13 protein-coding genes are annotated in these 13,262 nt (G+C 67.5%); 7 read left to right on the top strand and 6 right to left on the bottom strand.

Features of this window, described 5'->3' with window-relative positions; translation table 11 throughout:
• Nucleotides 1-71: 71 nt before the first annotated feature.
• The 4 genes from ASC83_RS01960 (at nt 72) to ASC83_RS01975 (ending at nt 6,384) form a co-directional block, all read left to right on the top strand.
• A complete protein-coding gene (locus ASC83_RS01960) occupies nt 72-1,244 on the top strand; it encodes an ABC transporter substrate-binding protein (RefSeq protein ID WP_082522292.1) in 1,173 nt (390 codons plus the stop codon).
• Nucleotides 1,245-1,265: 21 nt separating this feature from the next.
• Nucleotides 1,266-1,772, top strand: a complete 507-nt coding sequence (locus ASC83_RS01965; protein WP_056057179.1) for a (2Fe-2S)-binding protein — start codon at nt 1,266-1,268, stop codon at nt 1,770-1,772.
• Nucleotides 1,769-5,512, top strand: a complete 3,744-nt coding sequence (locus ASC83_RS01970) for a molybdopterin cofactor-binding domain-containing protein (RefSeq protein ID WP_056057182.1) — start codon at nt 1,769-1,771, stop codon at nt 5,510-5,512. The genes ASC83_RS01965 and ASC83_RS01970 overlap by 4 nt, the downstream gene beginning before the upstream one ends.
• Nucleotides 5,513-5,673: 161 nt before the next feature.
• Nucleotides 5,674-6,384, top strand: a complete 711-nt coding sequence (locus tag ASC83_RS01975; protein WP_235509287.1) for a hypothetical protein — start codon at nt 5,674-5,676, stop codon at nt 6,382-6,384.
• Between the two features lie 436 nt (nt 6,385-6,820).
• Here ASC83_RS01975 and ASC83_RS01980 read toward each other — a convergent pair whose 3' ends face one another.
• Together ASC83_RS01980 and ASC83_RS01985 are read right to left on the bottom strand one after the other, a co-directional pair.
• The gene (locus ASC83_RS01980; protein ID WP_235509288.1) at nt 6,821-7,360 is read right to left on the bottom strand and encodes an EVE domain-containing protein; all 540 of its coding nucleotides are present in this window, start codon (nt 7,358-7,360) and stop codon (nt 6,821-6,823) included.
• A gap of 101 nt (nt 7,361-7,461) precedes the next feature.
• A complete protein-coding gene (locus ASC83_RS01985) occupies nt 7,462-8,082 on the bottom strand; it encodes a LysE family translocator (RefSeq protein ID WP_056057185.1) in 621 nt (206 codons plus the stop codon).
• 101 nt (nt 8,083-8,183) lie between these two features.
• Between ASC83_RS01985 and ASC83_RS01990 the strand changes: the two genes are divergently transcribed.
• Nucleotides 8,184-8,633, top strand: a complete 450-nt coding sequence (locus ASC83_RS01990; protein WP_056057187.1) for an Lrp/AsnC family transcriptional regulator — start codon at nt 8,184-8,186, stop codon at nt 8,631-8,633.
• A gap of 9 nt (nt 8,634-8,642) precedes the next feature.
• Here ASC83_RS01990 and ASC83_RS01995 read toward each other — a convergent pair whose 3' ends face one another.
• The 3 genes from ASC83_RS01995 to ASC83_RS02005 form a co-directional block, all read right to left on the bottom strand.
• Nucleotides 8,643-9,071 carry a VOC family protein gene (locus tag ASC83_RS01995; protein ID WP_056057189.1) on the bottom strand — a complete coding sequence of 143 codons (429 nt, stop codon included), beginning with the start codon at nt 9,069-9,071 and terminating at the stop codon, nt 8,643-8,645.
• A 38-nt stretch (nt 9,072-9,109) separates the two neighbouring features.
• The gene (locus tag ASC83_RS02000) at nt 9,110-9,487 is read right to left on the bottom strand and encodes a VOC family protein (protein WP_056057191.1); all 378 of its coding nucleotides are present in this window, start codon (nt 9,485-9,487) and stop codon (nt 9,110-9,112) included.
• Nucleotides 9,488-9,581: 94 nt separating this feature from the next.
• A complete protein-coding gene (locus ASC83_RS02005) occupies nt 9,582-10,463 on the bottom strand; it encodes a helix-turn-helix domain-containing protein (RefSeq protein WP_082522293.1) in 882 nt (293 codons plus the stop codon).
• Between the two features lie 103 nt (nt 10,464-10,566).
• Here ASC83_RS02005 and pobA point away from each other — a divergent pair, with 103 nt between their 5' ends.
• Together pobA and ASC83_RS23760 are read left to right on the top strand one after the other, a co-directional pair.
• Nucleotides 10,567-11,739 (top strand): 4-hydroxybenzoate 3-monooxygenase, encoded by a 1,173-nt coding sequence (pobA, locus tag ASC83_RS02010; RefSeq protein ID WP_056057195.1) that lies wholly within the window; start codon nt 10,567-10,569, stop codon nt 11,737-11,739.
• A 333-nt stretch (nt 11,740-12,072) separates the two neighbouring features.
• The gene (locus tag ASC83_RS23760) at nt 12,073-12,315 is read left to right on the top strand and encodes a hypothetical protein (RefSeq protein WP_156379393.1); all 243 of its coding nucleotides are present in this window, start codon (nt 12,073-12,075) and stop codon (nt 12,313-12,315) included.
• A gap of 6 nt (nt 12,316-12,321) precedes the next feature.
• Here ASC83_RS23760 and ASC83_RS02015 read toward each other — a convergent pair whose 3' ends face one another.
• The gene (locus ASC83_RS02015) at nt 12,322-13,254 is read right to left on the bottom strand and encodes a LysR family transcriptional regulator (RefSeq protein ID WP_056057197.1); all 933 of its coding nucleotides are present in this window, start codon (nt 13,252-13,254) and stop codon (nt 12,322-12,324) included.
• Between the last annotated feature and the right edge of the window lie 8 nt (nt 13,255-13,262).

Raw genomic sequence — 13,262 nt, forward strand, 5'->3', positions numbered from 1 at the left:
ACCCCGCAGAAATGGTTGCGCAGCCGCTCCGCTTGCAGGGAAACTTGCGCCTTTGATGTAAGGAGCGTTTCATGAAATGTCGTGGGATGGAGGAGGGCAGCATCGACCGCCGTGTGGTGCTGACGGCCCTGGCCGCCGCTGCTCTGGGGGCCGCGGGCCCGGCTGCTGCCGAGACCGGGGTGACGGACACCCGCATCAAGGTGGGACAGTCGGCCGTGTTCACCGGTCCGGCCAAGGATTTCGGGGTGGACTACAAGGCGGGCATTGCGCTGGCGTTCGACAAGGTGAACAAGACCGGCGGCGTGCAGGGGCGCACGCTGGAGCTGGTGTCGCACGATGACGCGTACGAGCCCAAGAAGACCGCCGAGAACACGGCCAAGCTCATTGACGAAGACAAGGTCTTCGCCCTGATCGGCTATGTGGCCACCGGCAACCTCATCGCCGCCATGCCCCTGGCAGAGAAGGCGGGCGTGCCCATGTTCGCCCCACTGGTGGGCACCACGTCCTTCCGCACCACGCACAACCGCTACCTGTTCCATGTACGCGCCAGCTACGAGACCGAGCTGCGCAAGATCGTGGGGCATCTGGCCACGCTGGGCATCAACAACATCGCCGTCATCTACCAGAACAGCGCATTCGGCAAATCCAACCTCGACACCTGCCTGCAGATCGCCCAGGGCCTGAAGGTGAAGGTGGTCGATTCCGTGCCCATGGAGATCGCCGCCACCGACGCCAAGCCCCAGGTGGCGCAGCTCACCAAGGCCCAGCCGGGCGCGGTGGTGATGATCATGGCGGGCAAGATGGTGGAGGTGTTCCTGCGCGACTACCGGGCGGCGGGCGCGGCGTCGCCGCTGTACACCATCTCGGTGGGTATCACTGACGCACCGGGGTCTGCCCAGCGCCTGAACGGCGGCATCGAAGGGCTGGTCACGGCCAGCATCGTGCCCTCGCCGCAGGCCAGCCGCCTGGCCATCGTGGCCGACTACCGCAAGGACCGCGCGGATGCAGGCGAGAAGATCGACAGCTACACCATGCTGGAGGGCTATATCGCCGCGCGTGTATTTGTGGAAGGCCTCAAGCGCGCAGGCAAAGCGCTCACGCGTGAAGGCTTCATCAAGGCCATGGAAGACATGGGCACCACCAAGATCGGCGACTTTCCGCTGGTGTACGGCCCGGGCAACCACAATGGCTCCAACTTTGTGGACCTGGAGATGTACACGCGCAGCGGATCGCTGCGACGCTGACTGAGAACAACCCACCGAGACATGCACGCGCCCGCTTCAATATCCCCGGTTGTCGTCAATGGCCAGCCGTGTGCCCTGCCGCAGAGCACCTTGGCCAGCGCCACGCTGCTGCACGTGCTGCGCAACGATTTGGCCCTCAACGGCCCCAAATACGGCTGTGGCCTGGGGCAGTGTGGGGCGTGCACGGTTCTGGTGGATGGTATTGCCGCGCGGGCCTGCGTGATCCCGGCGCAGGGCGTGGCAGGCCGCGAGGTGACCACGCTGGAGGGGTTGCCCCGGCGTTGCAGCGTTACCGAGGGACTTCACCCGGTGCAGCAAGCCTTTGTGGATGAACAAGCCGCGCAATGCGGCTATTGCCTCAATGGCATGGTGATGATGGCCGTGGCCCTGCTGGAGCGCAATCCAGACCCCGACGAAGCAGCCGTACGCCGCGAGCTGTCGGGCAACCTGTGCCGCTGCGGCACGCATGTCGAAATCATCCGCGCCGTGCTGCGCGCGGCCCAGCTGATGCGCGAGGCCCAGGCATGAACACGCCTCCATCCCTGCGCGCCCACAGCCCGCTCACCCGCGCCGACTTCCATGCCGCCCGGGGCGTGCTGCTGGTGGTGCGCAACCCACCGCCCGCGCCACCGCCCGTCAAGGGCCAGCCCGCGCTCGTGGCGGGCAACCCGGCCGAGGGCGTGGAGATACTGATCGCCGTGTGGGACGACGGCAGCGTGACCGCACTCAACGGCCATGTGGACCTGGGCACCGGCATCCGCACCGCGCTCGCGCAGATCGTGGCCGAAGAATTGGACGTGCCCTTGGCCCAGGTGAACATGGTGCTGGGCGACACCACACGCGCGCCCAACCAGGGCGCCACCATCGCGAGTGCGTCCATCCAGATCCACGCCAAGCCCCTGCGCACCGCCGCTGCGCAGGCGCGCCACTGGCTGGTGGCCCAGGCCGCAGAGCGGCTGGGCGTGTCGGTGGAGGCACTGCAGGTGCGCGCGGGGGTGGTGCAGGTCATGGCAGACCCGTCGCGCCACGTGGCCTACGGCGCGCTGCTGGCGGGCGCGCACACCACGCTGGAGCTGGTGGACGCCACGCCCACCAAGGCTGCGGCTGACTACACCGTGGTCGGCCAGTCCGTGCCGCGCGTGGACATCCCCGCCAAGGTCAGCGGCGAGCTGGTGTTTGTGCACGACATGCGCGTGCCCGGCATGCTGCACGGCCGTGTGGTGCGCCCGCCGTATGCGGGGGCCGACCATGGCGACTTCATCGGCAACACGCTCGAATCGGTGGACCAGCAGTCCATCGCCCACATCCCCGGCATCCGCGCCGTGGTGGTGATCCGCGACTTTGTGGGCATCGTGGCCGAGCGCGAGGAACAGGCCGAGCAGGCGCTGCGCGATTTGAAAGTGCACTGGAAGGACTGGCCCGGCTTTCCGCGCCAGGACAGCGCCGAGGCGCTGGAACAAGCCATCCGCGCCAACCCCGCCACGCAGCGCCGCTTGGTGGACGAGGGCGATGTGGAGGGTGCCCTGGCCGCGCTGTCTGCCAACGGCCAGCCGATGCCGCGCACCTACGTGTGGCCGTACCAGATGCATGGCTCCATCGGCCCGTCGTGCGCGGTGGCCGAATGGCGCAGTGATGACAGCACCGGCCGCCCGCGCATGACCGTGTGGGCAGGCACGCAAAACCCCCATGTGCTGCGCGCCGACCTGGCTCGCCTGATGGGCCTGGCCGATGTGGACATCGACCTCATCCGCATGGAGGCCGCAGGCTGCTATGGCCGCAACGGTGCCGATGACGTGGCCGCCGATGCCGCGCTGCTCTCGCGCGCCGTCGGTGCCCCGGTGCGCGTGCAGCTCACGCGCGAGCAGGAGCATTTGTGGGAGCCCAAGGGCACGGCGCAGCTCATGCAGGTGCGCGGCGGGCTCAAGGCCGATGGCACCGTGGCGGCGTACGACTTTGAAACGTCCTACCCCTCCAACGGCGCACCCACGCTGGCCCTGCTGCTCACCCGCACCATCGAGCCCGTGGCCCAGGCCTACGAGATGGGCGACCGCACCGCGCGCCCGCCCTACCAGTACGACAACCTGCGCGTGGCCGTCAACGACATGCCGCCCATCGTGCGCGCGTCGTGGCTGCGCGGCGTGTCGGCGCTGCCCAATTCGTTTGCGCACGAGTCCTATGTGGACGAGCTGGCCACGGCGGCGGGGGTGGACCCGGTGCAGTTTCGCTTGCAGTTGCTGAACGACCCGCGCGCTGCCGAGCTGGTCCAGGCCACGGCCGAGAAGGCGGGCTGGATTCGCCGCACCGGCCCCCAGCAGCGCCCCTTGGATGGGGACTGGGTGCAGGGCCAGGGCTTTGCCTACGCCCGCTACATCCACAGCAAATGGCCCGGCTTTGGCGCCGCCTGGGCGGCCTGGGTGGCCGATGTGGAGGTCAACAAAAAGACCGGCGAAGTGCACGTGCGCCGCGTGGTCGTGGGGCACGACGCGGGCCTGATGGTGAACCCCGCAGGCGTGGAGCAGCAGGTGCACGGCAACGTGCTGCAGACCACCAGCCGCGCGCTCAAGGAGCAGGTGACGTTCGAACCCGTCAAGCAGGCCGTGGACAACCGCGAATGGGGCAGCTACCCCATCCTGAGCTTCCGCGAGGTGCCGGTCATTGAGGTCATGCACATGCCCCGGCAGGACGAGGCGCCACTGGGCTCGGGCGAGTCGTCGTCCGTGCCGGGCACAGCAGCGATTGCCAATGCGATTTTTGACGCCACGGGCGTGCGCTTTCGCGCGCCGCCCTTCACGCCCGAGGTGGTGCGCGCCGGGCTCAACCCACTGCCCGGCGGCGCAGGTCAAGCGGCTGCGGGCAGCACCCCATCTCCCGAGCAAGCCGAGGTGCTGCCCACGCTGGAACTTCCAGCACCCGCCGTACCTGCCAGCGCCACATGGCCCACCCAGCGCAGCCCCTGGGCGCGCGCCCTGGCCCTGGTCGCCGGCGGCATCGCCATGGGCGCCGCGCTGCTGGGCTGGCGCCCTTCCATCGCACCCGTGGTGCAGACGGCGGGTGCCTCGGTCTACAACGCCGCCACCATCGAGCGGGGCCGCCTGCTGGCCGCTGCGGGCGACTGCGTGGTGTGCCACACCGCACCGGGCGGCACGCCCAACACGGGCGGCCGCGCCATGGACACGCCGTTCGGCAAGGTCTACACCACCAACCTCACGCCCGACGCCGAGACCGGCATCGGCCAGTGGTCCTTCAGCGCCTTCCAGCGCGCCATGCGCGAAGGCATCTCGCGCGATGGCAAACACCTGTACCCCGCGTTCCCGTACACGTCGTTCGCCAAGATGAGCGACGACGACCTGACCGCGCTGTACGCCTACCTGATGGCGCAGCCCGCCGTGCGGGCCGAGGTGCCGAAGACCGAGTTGGCCTTCCCGTTCAGCGTGCGCCCGCTCATGGCGGGCTGGAACGCGCTGTTCCACGACGCGACCCCGTTCAAGCCCGACCCGAATCGCCCGCCCGAATGGAATCGGGGCGCCTACCTGGTGCAGGGCGTGGGCCACTGCGGCGCCTGCCACACGCCGCGCAATGCGCTGGGGGCCGAGCTGGGTGGGGCTGCGTTCCTCTCGGGCACCATGGTGGATGGCTGGGAGGCGCCTGCGCTCACCGGCCTGTCGAAGGCGCCCGTGCCCTGGACGGCCGATGCTTTGTATGGCTACCTGCGCCACGGCCACAGCCCGCAGCACGGCAGCGCCTCCGGCCCCATGGCGCCTGTGGTGCGCGAGCTGGCCCACTTGCCCGACGAAGACATCCGCGCCATGGCGGGCTACCTGGCCTCGTTCACCGCGACGGAAGCGGCTACCCAGCCAGCCACCCTGCCAGTGTCTGACCCGCAGCAGCGCGCCCAAGCCGCTGTGGCCCAGGCCGCCGCACTGGCCCCGCAGCCCGGCCAGGCCCAGCGTTTGTTCGACGGCGCCTGTGCCGCCTGCCACCACGACGGCGATGGGCCGCGCCTGCTGGGCGTGAACGTGCCCCTGGCGCTCAACAGCAACCTGCACAGCGACCGGCCCGACAACCTGCTGCAGGTCATCGTGCACGGCATCCGCGAGCCCGCCGCGCGGGACATCGGCTTCATGCCCGGCTTCGGCCACGCGCTCAGCGACGCGCAGATCACCGAGCTGGCGGGCTACATGCGCCAGCGCTACGCCCCCGGCCGCCCGGCGTGGCGCGATGTGCCCGAGGCGCTGGCCCGTGTGCGGGCGGGGCCTGCACATCCGTAGCCTGACGATCTCGCAGCCCCCCCTGGGCGATCGTCAACACGGTTTTGGAGCCTTTTGGTGCTGAGGCGCTAGTGGAATATGTGCAAGCTGCTATCAAAAATAGAGCGACCGCAGGTGCGGTGTTCGGCCCGACAATCGGGCTGCACCACCGCCCAGACACCATGAAACCTGCCGCTCCCTTGCCATCGCACAGCGCCTTGCGCACCCCGCACCGGCGCGTGCAGCGCATCGGCGGGGCCGCAACGCTGGCCCTGTGTTGCCTGGCCCTCACGGCCTGCGGGCCGGATGTGCAGGGGTCGCCCAAGCCGCCTCCGGCGTTTGGCCCCGTGCAGAGCAGCTGGTTCGGCTGCCCGTCCCTGCAAGGGGTGTACGCCTGGCCGCCCGTGGAGCCTGCGGGTGTGCGGGGCAGCCTGCCGTTTTTTACCGGCTCGGCCGAGATGCAGGTCTGGGTGCAGCAGCAGCGCGGCGAAACCACGCTGCGCACGCGCACCGTCAACCGCGCGCGCAACGTGCGCACCTCGTTGACTCGGCAGTGGAGCCTGGTCACCTACGGCGGCGCGCAGGCCCGCTGCAGCTCCGGCATGCTCGACCTGGTCCCGCAGACCGTGTCGCCGGACAAGGAGCCTGGGGCCTCGGGCGTGCTGCAGGGTTTCAGGCTGGCGCGGCTCAAGGATGGCGGGCTGGCCGTGGGCAAGCGCACCGTCAGCACGGGCAACAAGGGCTCGTACTTCTCGTGGGGTGGGCAGTCCTACGGCAGCTACGACGCGCCCGATGTGGAGACCTGGACCTGGTTCAAGCTGGCCCGCACCGCTGCGGGGGACAGCGAGCCGCCGGTCATCGACGCCTACGTGCCTGGGGCCACCTCGCCCTAGGCCTTTTGCTTGTAGAGCGGCGCGCGAAAAAGGCCGCGAACTTCCCCGTTTATCGCGCCACCGCCTGCGCTGCCGTCTCGGCACAGTGGCATCGGGGCTTGGTCCATGGTGGGGCAGGCCCGGGCGCCCGCCTCTTTTTGTCGTGGCAGGCGCCCATGTCATCGGCCAGCCCCAGCGGTAGGCCGCCCACTGTTGTCCGTTCAAGGAGAAGACCATGCCCGCTAGCGAAATTGAAATCCATGCGATCGTGCTGCGACTGCTGCGTGAAGGCTATGCCGCCCTGACCGCCGCCCAACGCCGGGTGGTGGACACGCTGATGGCGGTGTGCTGACAGCTACAGCTGCCCGCGGGCTGTTCGGAGGCCCCACGGGGCTGTTCGCGATCCGTTTGAAGCCTTATGGGCCGGATGCGCTAGTGCAGATTGCCTGAGGTGCTATCAAAAATGTAGTAACTGCAGCTCGGCCTGCATCGCCTGCGCAATCAGGTGCATATCGTGGTCGCTGACGGCAAACAGCCCAAACCGAAACTTGCTGCCCCAGCGCTGGCGGTCGTCCACAAACTCCAGCGCGTCCAGCAGCGGCGCAATCGCCGCCTCACGCGCAGGCACATAGGCCACGTCCCGCCGCGACGGCACAAACCCGCCGCCCATGTCAAACGCATACGGCGCGCCCGGCAACACGATGCCGATGGAGACAAACGCCTGCAGCCGGTCCTTGCCTCCCATGGTCACCGTCGGCGCGTAGTACGCCACGCGGTCGCCGGGCCGTATGCGCTGCAGCGGCGCCACCTTGCCATGGCACACCTGCATGTAGCCCTCGCCTGGCGTGGCACAGCCCCGGCGGGCATGCTGGGCGCAGGCCACGGCGATCCAGTTGCGGCGCGTGGCGGCCGCAGAGGCAGCTGTCGGCACAGGCATGTCGCTGCGCGCAGGCGCGGCATCCGGCCAGAGAGGGTGTTGCAGCACGGCGTCGGTCATGAAAAAGCTCCTGGTCAAAGAAGCCACCGATGGTGCGGGCGTGCTGCTGACACCGCAGTGTCAGTACCTTTGCAGCATCCCTGTCAGCACCGCGCGACCCCTTAGACCAACTGCCCCCACTGCCACAGTGCAAACCCGCCCAGCAGCAGGGCCGACGCCCGGTTGATGCGCTGGCGCCAGGCGGGTGTAAAGCGCTGCCGCTGGTAGGCAATTGCGCCGGTCAGCAGCAGCCACCAGGCGGCAGAGCCCACCAGCACGCCCGCCACCATCCACAGCGGCGACGGCAGGCTGGGCCGGCCGCCACCCAGCGAGCCAAACACCGCAATGAACGACACGATGGTGGCCGGGTTGGCTAGCGTCAGCGCAAACGTGCCGGCCGCCAGGCCCAGCAGCCCCCGCGCATCGCGGGCTGGTGCGGCGGTGTGGGCCACCGGCGCGTGCCAGGTGCGCCAGGCCAGCACCAGCAGCAGTGCGCCACCGCCCAGCGCCAGCGGCGTCCTGGCCTGTGTCAGCCCGTCAATCAGCCAGCGCACGCTGAAAGCGCCCACGGCGCCATACACCGCGTCGGCCGCAGCGGCGCCGAGGCCCGTGGCCAGCCCAGCCGCCAGGCCCCGCTCCAGGGTGCGTTGCATGGTCAGCAGGCCAATGGGGCCCACGGGGGCTGCAATGAGCACGCCGATGACGGCGGCTTGCAGAAACACGGTGATTGAGGTGAAGTCCATGCACCGATGCTAGGGCGGCAGCGGGCGGTGGAGAATGCAGAAAATTCGGCGAATCCCGCATTGGGTTTCGTTTTTTTCTGTGCTAATCGATAAAGGCTTTTATGGAAGTGGATGACAAAGCCTGGCGCCTGATCAGCGCGCTGCAGGCCGATGGCCGCGCCTCGCTCAAGGAACTGGCCGAGGCCGTGGGCCTGTCGGTGCCCGCCACGCTGGAGCGCCTGCGCCGCCTGCAAGAGGCGGGCGTGGTGCGCGGCGTGCATGCCGACATCGACCCCGCCAAGGTCGGCTACGGCGTGCGCGCGGTGGTGGGCATCAACGTGCCGCAGCCCGGCAAAAAGGCGCTGATCGACAAGCTGCGCCAGTCGCCCCAGGTGCTTGAATGCCACCACGTCAGCGGCAACGACTCGTATGTGATGCAGGTCGTGGCGCGCGATCTGCCCGATCTGGAGCGCTTTCTGGGCGACATCAACGGCTATGGCGAAACGCGCACGTCCATCGTGTTCTCCACGCCCATCCCGCTGCGCGGCCTGGCCCGCCCGGAGGTGGGCTGACTCACACGCTCAGAACGTGATCTTCACCGACGCCGCACTGCGCTGCGCGTCGCCATGGAACACCGCCTCGATGTTGTTGCCATCCGGGTCCAGCACAAAGGCGGCGTAGTAGCCGGGGTGGTAAGCCCGCTCGCCCGGCGCGCCGTTGTCGGTGCCGCCGTGGGCCAGTGCGGCTTGGTAGAAGGCATGCACCATCGCCCGGTCCCGGGCCTGAAACGCCAGGTGGTGGCGGCCGGTGAGATGGCCCTGTGCGGCAGGGCTGTCGGCTGACGACACAAACAGTTCGTCCGCCCAGAAGTAGCCTTCGTCCGCCCCGCCCATGGGCACCTGCAGGGCCTCCAGCACCGCCGTGTAGAAGGCCTGGCTGGCCGCCAGGTCGCGCACGACCAGCTGCACATGGTCAAACAACCTGCCCCGGTGGATTTCTTGCGCTTCCATGCTGTGCTCCTTTAGTACGCCGTCGGTGCGTTCTGGCTTCAATTCAGCGCGTGCAGACCCACGCGGTTGCCATCCAGGTCGTGGATGTGCGCAAAGAAGCCCATGCCCGGCGGCAGCGCCTGGCGCGGCAGGGCCACGCGGCCGCCCTGGGCCACCGCGCGGTCCAGCGCGGCGTCAAGCGAGGGCGATGCATCCAGGTACACCAGCGTGCCGCTGCCCGACACCTGGGGCGCCGTGGGGCCCATCATCAGCGCGCCGCCTGCGCCATCGGCTTCGGGGTCGTAGGCAAACACGGCGCCTTCGCTCGGGCCCATGTTCTCGCGGCGCATGGGCTGGCTCAGCACGGCTTCGTAAAAGGCCTGTGCGCGGTCCAGCTGGGTGGTGGGGATTTCAAACCAGGCGATGGCGTTTTTCATGGGGGCTCCTTGTGTGTGAAAGAACGAAAGTAAGAAGCCCCGATGGTGAGCTGGGGCTGCTGACAGCGGAGTGTCAGCAGCCTGTCACCCCGCATCACATTGCCGGAGCGGGCGCCGACGCCGCCACCTGCGCCCGAAACGCACGCGGCGACAGCCCCGCATCGCGCGTGAAGGCGCGGGTGAAGTACGCCGGGTCGGTATAGCCCAGCGTGTAGGCAATCGTGGCCACGCCCAGGTGGGTGTAGGCCAGGTTGCGCCGCGCCTCGCGCATCAGCCGCGCCTCAATCAGTCGCTGGGCCGACACGCCGGTGGCGGCCCGCGCCACGCGGCTCAGGTGCGTGGGCGACACAGCCAGCGCCCGCGCGTAGTCGGCCACCTGCCAGTGCTCCAGAAAATGCGCCTCGATCAGCGCCTCCAGCCGCTGCACCAGGCTGGACTCTGGCGCGTGGGTGTCGTCCGGGCCGTGGTCTTCCATCGCGCGGGCCACCCAGCCCAGCAGCGTGGCGCTCAGGCCCCGCAGCACCAGCGCACGCGCCTTGGCCCGGCCTGAGAACTCCTGCCAGACCTGGCCCATGGCCTGATGCAGTTCAGGCGGCGCAGGCGCCACGGCGGGCCGCGCCAGGTCGCGGCGCACATCGCCCACGCGCACAAAAATCTCGTCCATCAATTCGTCCGCCAGCGTGGCCACCCAGCCCTGCGTGTGCTGCGTAAAGCGGAATGCGTGCACATGCCCCTGCGGCACGTTGATGAGCGCGCCGGCAAACAGAGGCACCCGCTCGCCATCCAGGTGCGCCACGCCCCCGCCCGAGGTGATCAGCAGCACCTGGTGCAGCCGCGTGTGCCGGTGCGGCGCCAGCTCCCAGTCGTGCAGCGCCGACCGCTCGGCAATCGTTTCGCAGTGCAGCACATCGGGCAGGTGCTGCGACTCGCCGAACAGGCTGTAAGAGCGGATGCCATCGATGTTCGAAAAGTGCATGTTCTGGCTCCATCCGTCCATTCAACGCGGCGACTGTGCCACGTATCTTTGGGTGGTCCGTTTGACCCATGTCATGAACACACCAACCACTACTGGAGACGCTATGAAAACCCAGGTTTGCATCATTGGTGGAGGCCCCTCGGGCCTCATGCTCTCGCAGCTCTTGCACCTCAAGGGCATCGACACCATCGTGCTGGAGCGCCAAAGCCGCGAGTACGTGCTGGGCCGCATTCGCGCCGGCGTGCTGGAGCACGGCTTTGCCGCACTCATGCGCGAGGCCCAGTGCGGCGAGCGCATGGACAAGGAAGGCGAGATCCACGACGGCTTCATCATTGCCCACGACGGCAAGATGGACCGGGTCGATTTGCACAAGTACAGCGGCGGCAGCTCGGTGGTGGTCTACGGCCAGACCGAGCTGACGCGCGACCTGTACGAAGCGCGCGACCGTATGAAGGGTGTCGTCATCCACAACGCCGAAGACGTGCAGCCGCACGACCTGAAAAGTGCCAACCCGTATGTGACCTACCGCAGTGGCGACGAAGTGGTGCGCATCGACTGCGACTTCGTCATCGGCGCCGACGGCTTTCACGGCGTGAGCCGCAAGTCCATCCCGCGCGACGTGCTCAAGGAATACGAAAAGGTCTACCCCTTCGGCTGGCTGGGCGTGCTCTCGCGCACCAAGCCCGTCTCGCCCGAGCTGATCTACGCCAAGCACGAACGCGGCTTTGCGCTGTGCTCGCTGCGCTCCCAGGTGCTGAGCCGCTACTACATCCAGGTGCCGCTGACCGACAACGTGGAAGACTGGTCTGACGAAGCCTTCTGGGCCGAGCTGAAGCGCCGCCTGCCCGCCGAAGTGGCCGAGCAGCTCATCACCGGCGCATCCATCGAAAAGTCCATCGCCCCCCTGCGCTCCTTCGTGGCTGAGCCCATGCGCTACGGCAACCTGTTCCTGGCGGGCGACGCCGCCCACATCGTGCCGCCCACCGGCGCTCGGGGCCTGAACAGCGCGGCGTCGGACATCTATTACCTGTACCACGCCATGGTCGCGCACTACAAGGATGGCGACAGCACCGGCCTCGACAAGTACTCCGAAAAGGCCCTGGCCCGCGTGTGGAAGGCTCAGCGCTTCTCGTGGTGGATGACGACCATGCTGCACACCTTCCCGGATTCCATCGCGTACGACCAGAAGCTGCAGGACACGGACCTGGCGTACCTGTTCTCGTCCGAGAAGGCGCTGGGGTCGTTGGCGGAGAACTATGTGGGGTTGCCGTTCTAGTCACCCAGCAATAGCACTGACACCCAATCAAAGGCCTGCATGGGGTTCTCTCATGCAGGCCTTTTTTGTATGTGCCCGGTCGGCGTTGTGTGCAAGCGGCGCTCCGTCTGCTCACGCGGCGCGCTCTATGGCCTGCGCGCTGCGGCTCCATGCGAACCTCAATCCAACGCCGCTTTTCATGCAGCCGCCCCGCACGGCAATATTCATCTGCTACGCAAAATTTAGGCAGAACTGATGCTTACGCCCGCATACCAGGCCCGATAGCATCACACCAAGTTTTCAGATCATGTGCCCCGTGCTGTCGATGTGTGATTCGACGATGGCTTGAACACGATGAAGCTGCTGACGCAGCGTTTTGAGGCAGTGCACTTGACGTTAGTGGGTGCCCATCAACAACCAGGAAAGCCATCAACAATGGATTGGGTCCCCATAGTCTTTATCACCTTCAAGGTGCTCGTGTTTGGCACCTGCATGTTCTACGCCATCAAGTGGCACCACGACCAAGGGAAGAAGGCGAAAGAAGAGGCCAACCGATCGCAGGCGCCGGATGAACGCAAGCCGGGCGTGGCGGAGTAGCTTCCCTCAGGAAACATCGCGGTGGGTGTCATCACTGGGGTTCAGCATGCGGACTACAAAATCGCGGAACACCCGCATCACAGGCTGCTCGGTGCGTCCGGCCAGCGTAACCACACCGAGCACGGCGCCCTGATCCAGGTGGGGGACTACCGACAGTTGCACCAGGTCACCCCTCGACATCTCCTGGCGCGCCGCTGCCAGAATGCCCAGGTAAATCGCGTCCGATTGCTGCACGGTTTGCAGCAGGCTGGAAATCTCTTCACACTGCAACGTGGTCATCTCGGCGGGGTCGGCTCTGGGGCCATAGCGGGCTACAAGGATCCGCGCTATCTCCTCTGACAAGGGGATCGAGGCCACGGGGTAAGACAGCAGGGCTTCGAAGGGCACGCCGTTGGGGTACTGCGCCAGCAAGGGATGTCCGGCACGGCAAACCATGCCAGCAGGCATGTCAAAGGTCGGCCCAATGCTCAGGTCCGCAGCAGGCACGATGCGGCGTATATCCACGACGAGGGCATCCAGCGAGCGATCGCGCAGCTGCCGCAATTGCACCTCTGTCGGGCCGCGCGTCACCGACACTTTCACTCCGGGGTGATGCGTCGCCATGTACACGAGCCACGGCGTCATCAGCAAGGCACCCGGGCCGGACCCCAATCCGAGCCGCAGGCTCCCCAGTCCGCCTTGTTGAAGCAGGGCGGCGCCCCGTTTCAATTCGGCGGCCTCTTTGACGATGCCCCGCGCCCGCTCCAGCACTGACTGGCCCAGCGGGGTCAGTTCATTGCGTTTTCCGATGCGATCCAGCAGCGGCCCGCCCAGTTCTTCTTCGAGGGACTGGATGCTGCGGCTGAGAGCGGATTGGGTGATGTGCAGTTTCTCGGCCGCACGGCTGAACGAGCCCATATCGGACAGCGCCAGAAAGTGTTCCAGATGCCTGAGGTTCACCTATTCAT

The sequence above is a fragment of the Acidovorax sp. Root402 genome (assembly GCF_001425125.1).
Classification (GTDB): Bacteria; Pseudomonadota; Gammaproteobacteria; order Burkholderiales; family Burkholderiaceae_C; genus Acidovorax; species Acidovorax delafieldii.

Excerpts from the sequence above, each read along its gene's own strand:
- ASC83_RS01960 (WP_082522292.1), top strand. The coding sequence starts at position 72 with ATGAAATGTCGTGGGATGGAGGAGGGCAGCATCGACCGCCGTGTGGTG.
- ASC83_RS01965 (WP_056057179.1), top strand. The coding sequence starts at position 1,266 with ATGCACGCGCCCGCTTCAATATCCCCGGTTGTCGTCAATGGCCAGCCG.
- ASC83_RS01970 (WP_056057182.1), top strand. The coding sequence starts at position 1,769 with ATGAACACGCCTCCATCCCTGCGCGCCCACAGCCCGCTCACCCGCGCC.
- ASC83_RS01975 (WP_235509287.1), top strand. The coding sequence starts at position 5,674 with ATGAAACCTGCCGCTCCCTTGCCATCGCACAGCGCCTTGCGCACCCCG.
- ASC83_RS01980 (WP_235509288.1), bottom strand. The coding sequence starts at position 7,360 with ATGACCGACGCCGTGCTGCAACACCCTCTCTGGCCGGATGCCGCGCCT.
- ASC83_RS01985 (WP_056057185.1), bottom strand. The coding sequence starts at position 8,082 with ATGGACTTCACCTCAATCACCGTGTTTCTGCAAGCCGCCGTCATCGGC.
- ASC83_RS01990 (WP_056057187.1), top strand. The coding sequence starts at position 8,184 with ATGGAAGTGGATGACAAAGCCTGGCGCCTGATCAGCGCGCTGCAGGCC.
- ASC83_RS01995 (WP_056057189.1), bottom strand. The coding sequence starts at position 9,071 with ATGGAAGCGCAAGAAATCCACCGGGGCAGGTTGTTTGACCATGTGCAG.
- ASC83_RS02000 (WP_056057191.1), bottom strand. The coding sequence starts at position 9,487 with ATGAAAAACGCCATCGCCTGGTTTGAAATCCCCACCACCCAGCTGGAC.
- ASC83_RS02005 (WP_082522293.1), bottom strand. The coding sequence starts at position 10,463 with ATGCACTTTTCGAACATCGATGGCATCCGCTCTTACAGCCTGTTCGGC.
- pobA (WP_056057195.1), top strand. The coding sequence starts at position 10,567 with ATGAAAACCCAGGTTTGCATCATTGGTGGAGGCCCCTCGGGCCTCATG.
- ASC83_RS23760 (WP_156379393.1), top strand. The coding sequence starts at position 12,073 with ATGAAGCTGCTGACGCAGCGTTTTGAGGCAGTGCACTTGACGTTAGTG.